The organism is Nostoc sp. (genome assembly GCF_036917455.1).
Taxonomy (GTDB): Bacteria; Cyanobacteriota; Cyanobacteriia; order Cyanobacteriales; family Nostocaceae; genus Nostoc.
Map to the genome: position 1 here is coordinate 43,097 of NZ_JBALDK010000217.1, position 10,319 is coordinate 53,415.

A 10,319-nucleotide genomic window follows, 5' to 3' on the forward strand; every position below is an offset into this window, starting at 1 on the left:
TAATGCCATGCAGCAATCTCTTTTGGGCCGTATCCGTACAAAGTTGATCGCTTCATTTCTCATTGTTGCTTTTATTCCGTTGCTGTTATTGGCATTTATCAACAAACAGACAACTGAAAAAGTACTAACTGAGAACGCTCAACAAGCCCTATCTGCGGCGGCTAACGAAACCAGTAACAGAATAGATGCTTTTATTGATGCAAATCTTAATGCCGTGCGCGTAGAGGCGCTTTTACCAGGTTTGGCACGCTACCTCAGCCTCACTCCAAAACAGCGATATGACAGTCCCGAAATGCAATTGGCGACGGAAACATTAATCCGTCTTAGTCGCAAAGATATGCTGAATATTCTCTCTTATGCTTTGCTCGACTTAAAGGGGAAAAATGTCTTGGATACACGTACACTTGACATTAGCAAAGATGAATCAGTTCAAGATTATTTTAAGAAACCACTGCAAACTCAGTTATCCTTTGTTTCTAGCATGAAGCGATCGCCGAGAATTACTGACCTTGTTACTCTCTATTTTAGCAGTCCGGTTCGCAATGCCAAAGGAGATATATTAGGTGTATTGCGTGTCTCATACAATGCTACTGTTGTTCAACAGTTAGTAAATCGAGAAACTGAACGGTCTGGAAAAAAATCTTTTGCTATTCTTTTAGATGAAAATAATATTTATATAGCACATAATATTGCACCAAAACTCCTTTTTAAATCCATTATAACTCTGCCTTTACATGTGGTAACTCAATTACAAAGGGAAGGGCGTTTGCCTAATTCACCTATCAAGGAATTGGCAACTAATGAGTTAAAACTTAAGCAAGCATTGGATAGCAAGCAATCGTCTTTAATTGCATCTTTGTCAGAAACAGGTAATCAGCTTAATCTGATTGCGATCGCTCGTTTAAAATATAAGCCTTGGTCTGTATTGTTCGCCCAACCCCTTGCTGTTGCCCTAGTACCTGTAGAAAAGCAAATTCGTGACGCAATGTTTCTATTTGCAATTATCGCTTCAGTAGTGACAATCATCGCTTTTGCCATTGGGCAACTGCTAACAAAGCCAATAATTTATCTTACAAATATAGTTTTCGAGTTTACCGCAGGTAACTTAGATATCCGTGCCGAAATTAGCTCAAAAGACGAAATAGGCCAACTAGCAAAATCGTTTAACAACATGGCACTTCAGTTACAAACATCTTTGGAAACTTTGGAACAACGGGTACAAGAAAGAACAGCAGAGTTAGTAATTGCTAAAGAAAAAGTAGAAGATGCAAATCAGAAATTAGAACAACTGGTAAATTTAGATGGTTTGACTCAGGTGGCTAACCGTCGCTGCTTCGATGGACGACTACAAGCAGAATGGAAACGTCTTGCACGAGAACAACAACCCTTATCACTGATTTTATGCGATGTTGATAAATTCAAACTTTACAACGACTACTATGGTCATCTTGGAGGCGATGATTGTCTAATTACGATCGCGCAAACAATGCAACAGATGGTTCATTGTCCTGGTGATTTAGTAGCGCGTTACGGCGGAGAAGAATTTTCAGTACTTCTCCCCAATACTGACTTACTAGGAGCAATCAAAGTAGCAGAAAGTATTCAGCAAGCAATTCACAATAAAGCCATTCCCCATGCACAGTCTGATATTAAGGATATTGTCACTCTTAGTTTGGGTGTTAGTTCTGTTATACCCACTTGCGACATCAACCCACATACACTCATCCTTTCCGCCGATCAAGCCCTGTACAATGCCAAACATAAGGGGCGCGATCGCTATTGTACTGACTAGATGTATCAAAAGTCGTCTGTTTGATTTGAAACCATTACAGTTCAATGGTCTTGTGACGGCATAAGTTGCACATCACATTAATTACTATCGAGGACACAAAAAACCCCGACTTAATAGCCGAGGTAGATGGGAGAAGTCCAAATGTCGATGAGATGTAGCGATACCGAAATCTGTTTTTCTTAGCTAACACCAGTTAGATAGTTAAGCTTGGGCTTTGCTAAGTTATGTAAATAAATATAACAACTATATTACAAGTAGTCAAGTAGACTTGACAAAACAAAGACTGATAGCCTTTATAAGAACTACTTATCAGGGACGGTGTGGGATTATTTTTGGAGATGTAGTAAATAAAATGGGTTACTGGCTAAGATAGTGGGATGAAAATGAGAACTGCTCTGCTTTAGAGGTAGAAAAACTGAGCGGTTAGCTGCATAAATTAAGGTTGTCAGAACTAAGCCAGAGATTTGAAAAGCTAGCTACTAGATCGCTAAAGTCTTTACAATTCCTTTGTTAGCTCAAACAAGTATTTCTCGACCTATGACGAATCAAGCTCCTATCCCGGTTATTGTCAACGGTGCTGCTGGTAAAATGGGCCGTGAGGTGATTAAGGCGGTGGCACAAGCGCCTGACTTAAACCTAGTGGGTGCAATTGACCACAGTTTGGAACATCAAGATAAAGACGCTGGAGAATTGGCGGGTTTAAGCGAACCTCTGGAAGTGCCAATTACCAATCAATTGGAACCGATGTTAGGGTATGTGGCTGGTGATAGACAATCTCCTCCAGGGGTGATTGTAGACTTTACTCACCCAGATTCAGTTTATGACAATATTCGTAGTGCGATCGCTTACGGTATTCGTCCAGTTGTTGGCACCACTGGGTTAAGTCCAGAACAAATTCAAGATTTGGCAGACTTTGCCGACAAAGCTAGCACAGGTTGTCTAATTATTCCGAACTTCTCCATTGGCATGGTGCTATTGCAACAAGCTGCGATCGCAGCCTCCAAATATTTTGACCACGTAGAAATTATCGAACTGCATCACAACCAAAAAGCTGATGCTCCCAGTGGTACTGCGATTCAAACGGCGCAGTTACTAGGAGAATTGGGTAAAACTTTTAACCCTGCTCTTGTAGAAGAAACGGAGAAATTAGCAGGAGCAAGAGGCAGTATAGCAGATGAAGGGATTAGAATCCATAGCGTGCGCTTGCCAGGATTGATTGCCCATCAAGAAGTTATTTTTGGCGCAGCCGGACAGATTTATACTTTACGACATGATACGAGCGATCGCGCTTGCTATATGCCAGGAGTGCTACTAGCGATTCGCCAAGTTTTAGCGCTAAAGTCGTTAGTATATGGATTAGAAAAGATACTTTAAACTCACTATTGGGCATTCATCACTCAGCACTCATGTTAGTACCACTGACTCGCCAGAAATTTGAACAAGTTATCCCCCTGATTGCCACTGGTTTGCAGTATAAGTACTACTGGGGGAAATTCTCAAATTTTTTGCAACGGCTCTTAATTTCGGTAGTTGCCGTAGTTGCCATCTTGCTTTTAACAGTCGTTTTTAGGCTTCCTTTTGCTTCAATAGTATTTGTGCTGGGCATAGTTAGCGCTTTTTTTTGGTTGTGGTATCCAGTGTTTCAAGCAAGTATGCGGAATTTGCAATGCCGCCGTTACAAGTATGGTGGCTTTTTTCGTGGTCGAGTTCTAGATTGGTGGATTACAGACCAATTGATGGGTAAAACCGAAACAGTCAACAACAAAGGCGAATTGGTGATTGTGGAAAACCGAGAAAAACAGATTAACTTAGAGGTGGGTGATGAAACAGGGTTTAGCGTTGAATTTGTAGCACCATTACGTCCTGCCCACAAAGTTATTACTCGCGGTCAAATTGCCGAAATGGTAGTGCTGTCAAATCGCGCAGATTTGAGCAGCATTGAACAATTCAGCGATATATACATTCCCAGTCGTGATTTGTGGATTAGCGATTATCCTTATCTGCGGCGGGATTTCTTTAATGAAGTCGGTCGCCGCTTGCGTGAAGACCAACAAAAGCCGCGTCGGCGGCGGAGAGTAGAGGAGTAAACGATTCCCACCTACCTTCCGACTGGGGTGGGAACTTAGCAGTTTTCCTTTACATGAAATACAAAGTTAAGGGTTTTGAGGCAGGAGATAGAAACTTTTTATCTGTGATTTTGAGTCCTACGTTTTGTACCCATTTAAAAACAAAACTGCTGTATGGATAGTTGACCAAACGATGTCTGTATTTTACAGAGAGCATCCCACCTTTATAAGCTTCCCTTTCAAACGATAGGTGACTGGCCCACAAACAAAACCTGCCGACTTCGGCTCTAGATATGTCCGCGTTGGCGGGTTTTGTTTATCTAGCCGCGATTTCCAATCGCGAGATGTTTTCTCTAGAGTGGGATACTTTTTTAAGAACTTGGAATCTGCAACAATATCGTGAGGGCCTTTAACACTTATCTTAGAAGTATTGATATAGATATTATAGTCATAAACAACGTTTTGATTTTTAGTGTTAACGTTAATATCTTTACCAGGAAAAGCATAGAGAATATTATTTAGAATTCTGACATCAGATGAGGTATGGGCAAATATCTGTCCTCCCTTAATTTCTGGACTCTGATTATTTAAAACAGCCGTGTTATTTACAATATCAATATGATCGCTTAAAAATGAATGAATGCCTGAACCACCATTATTAAATGCAAGATTGTTTTTAACTAAAGTACGCCCTATATATGCATCCAACTTTGAGTCTTGTCGCTCATTCCTGGAACCATCGATAATAATGCCATTACCATCTGTGATCCTACCGACTTCAATCCAAGGGATGTACATGCGATTGTTATAGGTCTTGTTGTTGGTAACAAACATTTTGTATCCCTGGTTGCTGTCAGAATTCCAATTGTGCAACATTGAGATACCACTACCACCATAAACACCATACCAAGCATTATCGAATACAGTGTTATTATCCACCTTCACATAATCAGCCTCAATTACTGCGATACCTGTTCCTCCACAGCCATGCACTTTGTTGTTCACAATATTTATGTGATGAACATGACCACTGGTTCGTCCGTCAATGTTTATGCAGTTTCCGCTTGTAAACCGATTCGATCTATTAGTCTTCTGACTTAATGCATAATCAAGGGTGATGTTGGCATTGTTCCCTATCACCTCCAGCCCATTTAGCTCGATATATGAAGCTCCCTTTGAAATCAGAATACCGTTCCATGTATTATGTTGAATTTTTGGAAAATGACCGGGATATGCTTTATACCTAATCCATGATTTTGCAGTTCCAGAACGTTGAATAGTGACTGCACTCCCAGCTTGAGCGGAATTTGTGTATACTCCGTTCATAATCAATACTGTATCGCCAGGGTTAGTCAGATTTGCTGCTTTTTGAATTGTCCTAAAAGCGGATGAAGTAGAGAGTCCGCTATTTTTGTCGTTTCCATTACCACTAACATAGTATATTTTCGGACTCGTCTTAGTGCTGATTAGCTCACGAATGGGTAGGATAATTTCCTTGTTAGTGGATACCTGGTGAAGATTTTCAATTGAAGATACTTTGATCTTGTCTCCCTCAACCAAAAAACTCAACACCACGGGAATTGCAAGATATGCGCTTAATCTGAAACCTTGAATTACCACAAGAAAAGGCTCCTTTCTCGGCACTACTTAACAAAAATATCAGGATCTTCAGTAATTTTAAATAATATTTTACATAAAAAGTACAATCCAATCGACTTATCGACTTTCCTAACTTCCCCGACTTCTATCTTGTCCATAGGCTTGCCAAGCCAAGTCTACCAATCCATCAACGATCGCAGCTGCTACAACTGCATTACCTTTGCGACTCTCAATAGTAATATGAGGCACTAGGGAGTCTTGTAAACGCCCCTTCGCTTCATCAACATCAACAAATCCCACTGGAGTCGCAATTATCAAAGCAGGTCTAATTTCTTCAGCTTCAATTAAATCTACTAGTACTGTTAGTGCTGTTTGCGCTTGACCTACTACAAAAATGCCCTCTGGATAACGCTTTGCTAAGGTTTCGATTCCCCAAGCTGCCCGAGTTTTTTCTTTTTGAGGTCGTGTCAAAGCTTCCATACTGCAATACACCGGATTAGCAAAGGTGTTTTGAATTTCGTAGGCAATACCTACTTGTACCATCGGCACATCTACCACAATCGTGGTCCGCGCGGCTAGTGCTGCTGCTCCTGCTTGCAAGGCACGCTCAGAGAAACGAATCAAAGACTTATACTCAAAGTCAGCTGTAGAGTATATTACCCGCCGCACAATCTCGTATTCTGCGGGTGAAAGAACATGATTTTCAATTTCATTGTCAATGATTGCTAAACTTTGAGCATCAGTTACGTGCCATTCCATTTTTGTTGAGCTTCTTAAATATTAGCTTTCAGCTTATCAGCTTCAGGCATTTAGGAGTTAGGAGTTATAAGTTAATTAAAAACTCATAACTTCTAACTCAGCACTCATAACTCATTACTAGAAGAAGACCGACTGAAAATAGGAGATAGGTAGGCAACCAAAACACCGATAATAAAACCAGAGATATTGCGAACTAAAGGTAGCCAGTCGCTTGTGCGCGTCACCACTGGCCCAATACCAAAGGCGATAAATAAGATTCCCCACAAAGGTGAGAAAATTAAAGCCCATTGCCAAGCAAAAACTTGTCCTTTCTCGCGGGGTTGAGCTGCAAATCCACAAATTACCCCACCAATGACTGAGGTAATCAAGGTGAGAATCCATTGCTCTCGTGGCAGTCCAGGAACAACATTGCAACCACCTTTGAGCAAACAGCCTTTAACTGATTCTAAAGCTTGCAGAATGGCTTGGTCTTCGCCTTGTTCGCGGACAAAGTACAAATTACCGAAGCGGGTTTGCAGTTCTATCCAGAATGTTCTGGGTAAAAGTTCATAAACAGCATCACCAACGCTAAAACTGAGGATGTTACCGCCACGAGAATCGGCGACTAGTAAAATGCTTTTGTCATCCAAACCCCAATATTTGATCACTGCCCGACCTGGGGTGCGGTCATACTGGGTCAATACTCGCAGTTTCCAGCCCGTATCGGCTTCAAACTGTTCTAAATCTTTGACAAGCTTTTCTTCTTGCAGCACAGGTAGAGATTTAGCTAAGTCTACAACTGGAGTAAAGGTGTCAGGGAGTAACTCAGGATTGTCATAAGCCAGTGCTGGGGGAGAATGCATCACCCAAATTGACCCAGCCAGGAAAAATACTGCAATAGATACCAGAATTCGTCGCCAAAAACAAGATTGCATGGACGTTTTTATACAAATATCAACGGTAGAAGTGAACAAGTTGTTTTAAAAGAGTACTAGAAAAATGATAGTTCTTTACACTTGTTTACTTTACTCTAATGTAAGGGATCAAAGCAAAGCGTTTTTGGTAATCGGGCATTGGGGATCGCTTATTTCTCCTCGATCTTCCCATTCCCAATCAATTTAATCTTCGTCATCAAAATTGCTTTCCCAATTAGCAGCGTCGTTGTAACCCTCATGAGTGCGATATAGTTCCGTTTTTATCCGGCGATTTTCTTGCCTGAGCATTTCTCGTTCTCGCAACGTTAGTGGTGGTTGTTCATTGCTTGGTAAGCGATCGCTGTTTCGCCTCGTGGGTTTCTGGCGGGTGAAGTTTCTCCAAGCAGCTTTCGCACCAACAAAGATGCTGCGTGTACCTACTTGCAGATTTTGAGCCTGAATTCTTGCATTATCAAGACTTTGATCGACTTGTTTGGCTACTTGACTGGCACTTTTTATACCTTCACTGACATCATCAGTTAAGTCAGTGATTTCCAAACCAGTTACACGAATAGCTTCTAGAGTGGGCGGTAACTCCCGTGAGAGGGTATCAAATAGCTTTTCTGCACTGCGAGCCGCGCGTGCTAACTCCTGCAAAGCCGGTATTGCCGCCACTAAAACCGCAGTCAAGCTTGTGGCGACTAAAAGTAAGGAGAGTCCCAACCAAAACAGGGGGTCAATCACGGTGATATCATTTATGAGCGTTCTAATTGTTGGGGAAGAAAATCTGAGTTTTCAGCAGATGTTTGCCGCTTTAAGATTTGGCTTTCCTTCTGACTGGCATCTACACCTGCTGCGATCGCTTCCCGTAATCGATCTAAAGTCTCATCCCAGTTTCGTAGTGCGCTGGCAGAGAGACGATCTGCTTGGATTTGCACACTCGTTGATAAATCTTCTGCTAATTCTGGGATAGCATCAGCAGATTTTTTTAAAATTTTACGCGTTTCGCGCCCTGTGCGTGGAGCCACGAGCAAACCGGTTAACGCACCGATGGTAGCTCCCAGCATAAAACCGCCAATAAATACTCCAGAACGGTTATTAGACATGTTGTTTCTCTCCTTACACCTATTTTAGCCCGGATTTCTCACCACAGGTCGATTAAGCCTGCGCTTGAGCAGGGGAGCAGGGGAGCAGGGGAGCAGGGGAGCTGAGGAGAGTTCAAATACCAAGTTCTTTCCCCTCTGCCCCTCCTTCGCCTCAAGCTTGTGAGAAATGCGAGTATTAGTTTTTTCTTCCCTTGCTTCCCCTGCCTCCCCTGCCTCCCTTGCTTCCCCTGCCTCCCCTGCCTCCCCTGCCCCTCTGCCCCTCCTTCGCCTCAAACTTGTGAGAAATGCGGGTTTAGGTGGGTTTTCTCTCCTTGCAAGACTCTACCGATTTTAGTCAGTTAATCTATCGTGACAAAATATCAGCCAAAAATGTTGCTTTTATTCATTAAATATTAAAACCATTAATTACTTATAATTGAAAACTTCCTGCTTCCCTCCCTATGCCACCCGATCTTTACACCCTCGTGTCAGACCTAATTATAAATGTTCATGTGAACTTGATATAACTCATTTTGCAATAGCTCTTTTCCCGGATATTAACTGTCGCCTCCGAAAATAACGCTGCCAGATTTGCTGTCCTTGCAAAAGTAGACTGATAATTTGCCGCACTTGTTGGATTTGCATTTGTAGCCCTTGATTTCTCTGCCGTAACTGATAAATATTCTCCTGGCTGAGATAAATGTTTTCGGGTGCTTGATTCAAGGCTCTATGGGTACAAATTTCATAGAAAGTTAATCTATCTGCAATGTATGCTAGCTGCTGCTTAAGTTGCCACATCCGCCAAGCCACATAGAGTAGTATTAGCGAAATGAGGGTATTAACGAGGATAACTAAAATGACCATTGTTTATCTTCACCAATATCAGCTTTGAGGAATTTTTCTATATACTTGACTACGAATTTTATATTTTAGATTTTTTGGGCATGAATCAAAAAATCGCCAATTCGCAAATTTTGTAACAACTATATGCTCACACCTTACAAAACCACAGCTACAATTGCCTTAGATTCACGACTCGGTTTGCGAAATCAACCCGTATGCTCAATAAGCCCCAGCGTTACTCCGTTCCATACATTAACCTGATAATTCCAGTTGATTTGCGATCTTTGCGGTAGTAAGCGCAATGGCACAGCCCCTTTAATTTCGGTGAGAGAACAACACTCCACTCCTTACCGGAGGCTTCCCAGCATCGCTTTTATTATTGTGCTATTAGCTCTACCAGTTTTCCAGTCTGTCGCGTGAAATTAACTAACATTTTGCCTATAAAACCGCACTATTGCTTCACTAAGCAAAAATTGCTGAATGTGCGCTGGGTAAAAGGAAAGTGTGAAAGCAGAGAGTCTATTAATTCCTCTTCGCCTTATACAATTTTCCTAGCCGAAGGCTTGCCCCTCTTGCCTTAAACTTTAACTTCTTCCTTGTTGAAGGCTTACTCCTGATATTTCACTAATCTGTTACTGATAATGATTATTTTTTTATATATCCAGTATGAGGTGAGGATGTCAAAAAAATTACTATCAACTAATTCCTTCAGAGTCATTTTTATTGCTTTGACGATTGGATTTTTTGGGTGTGGAAATCAAGCTGCAAGAACTACATTTACTCAAACTGATACCCAGGTAAATGAGAATCTTCCCAAAGTTGTAGCAACAACAAGTATATTATGTGACTTAACCAGACAAGTTGCTGGGAATACAGTTAACCTCACCTGCTTAATTGATCCTAGTGCCGATCCTCATGTTTATAAACCAAAGCCGGAAGATCATAGAGCTATTGAGCAAGCTAATCTTATTCTCTATAATGGCTATAACTTAGAACCAAATCTCATCAAATTAATTAAAGCAACTAAAAACCCTGTACCCAAAGTTGCTGTTGGTCAACTTGCAGTGTCTAAACCACAACAATTTCAAAAAGGGATCAAAAATGTAATTGAACCTCATGTTTGGCATAATACCAAGAATGCTATCAGGATGGTAGAGGTAATTAATAGTAACCTGAAAAAACTAGAATCTAGAGATGCTGATACTTATACTAGCAATACTAAAAAAGTCACAAATGAACTAACTCAATTAGATAGTTGGATTAAGTCAAGAATTGCTAGTAT

The 10,319-nt window shown here is 41.2% G+C and carries 10 protein-coding genes; 4 read left to right on the top strand and 6 right to left on the bottom strand.

Annotated elements, in window-relative coordinates; all coding sequences use genetic code 11:
- Positions 1-7 precede the first annotated feature (7 nt).
- The 3 genes from V7K42_RS23745 (at position 8) to V7K42_RS23755 (ending at position 3,879) form a co-directional block, all read left to right on the top strand.
- Positions 8-1,792, top strand: a complete 1,785-nt coding sequence (locus V7K42_RS23745) for a diguanylate cyclase domain-containing protein (protein WP_334919731.1) — start codon at positions 8-10, stop codon at positions 1,790-1,792.
- 537 nt (positions 1,793-2,329) lie between these two features.
- Positions 2,330-3,166, top strand: a complete 837-nt coding sequence (gene dapB / locus V7K42_RS23750; protein WP_334919732.1) for a 4-hydroxy-tetrahydrodipicolinate reductase — start codon at positions 2,330-2,332, stop codon at positions 3,164-3,166.
- A gap of 32 nt (positions 3,167-3,198) precedes the next feature.
- Positions 3,199-3,879, top strand: coding sequence for a phosphate ABC transporter permease (locus V7K42_RS23755; RefSeq protein WP_334919733.1), 681 nt, complete (start codon positions 3,199-3,201; stop codon positions 3,877-3,879).
- A gap of 183 nt (positions 3,880-4,062) precedes the next feature.
- On the opposite strand, the gene V7K42_RS23760 is transcribed toward V7K42_RS23755, so the two are convergent.
- The 6 genes from V7K42_RS23760 to V7K42_RS23785 form a co-directional block, all read right to left on the bottom strand.
- Positions 4,063-5,478, bottom strand: coding sequence for a right-handed parallel beta-helix repeat-containing protein (locus tag V7K42_RS23760; RefSeq protein ID WP_334919734.1), 1,416 nt, complete (start codon positions 5,476-5,478; stop codon positions 4,063-4,065).
- Positions 5,479-5,586: 108 nt separating this feature from the next.
- Positions 5,587-6,216, bottom strand: a complete 630-nt coding sequence (locus tag V7K42_RS23765) for a precorrin-8X methylmutase (protein ID WP_334919735.1) — start codon at positions 6,214-6,216, stop codon at positions 5,587-5,589.
- Between the two features lie 104 nt (positions 6,217-6,320).
- On the bottom strand, positions 6,321-7,130 hold the full coding sequence (locus tag V7K42_RS23770; RefSeq protein ID WP_334919736.1) for a TPM domain-containing protein: 810 nt from the start codon (positions 7,128-7,130) through the stop codon (positions 6,321-6,323).
- A 183-nt stretch (positions 7,131-7,313) separates the two neighbouring features.
- Positions 7,314-7,853: a DUF948 domain-containing protein gene (locus V7K42_RS23775; protein ID WP_334919737.1), complete on the bottom strand. Its 540-nt coding sequence runs from the start codon at positions 7,851-7,853 to the stop codon at positions 7,314-7,316.
- 11 nt (positions 7,854-7,864) lie between these two features.
- Positions 7,865-8,215, bottom strand: a complete 351-nt coding sequence (locus tag V7K42_RS23780; protein ID WP_334919738.1) for a YtxH domain-containing protein — start codon at positions 8,213-8,215, stop codon at positions 7,865-7,867.
- Between the two features lie 507 nt (positions 8,216-8,722).
- Complete coding sequence (locus V7K42_RS23785) at positions 8,723-9,058, bottom strand: hypothetical protein (RefSeq protein ID WP_334919739.1); 336 nt, start codon at positions 9,056-9,058, stop codon at positions 8,723-8,725.
- Between the two features lie 656 nt (positions 9,059-9,714).
- Between V7K42_RS23785 and V7K42_RS23790 the strand changes: the two genes are divergently transcribed.
- Positions 9,715-10,319: metal ABC transporter solute-binding protein, Zn/Mn family (locus V7K42_RS23790; RefSeq protein ID WP_334919740.1), on the top strand; the 605-nt coding region annotated here is incomplete at its 3' end.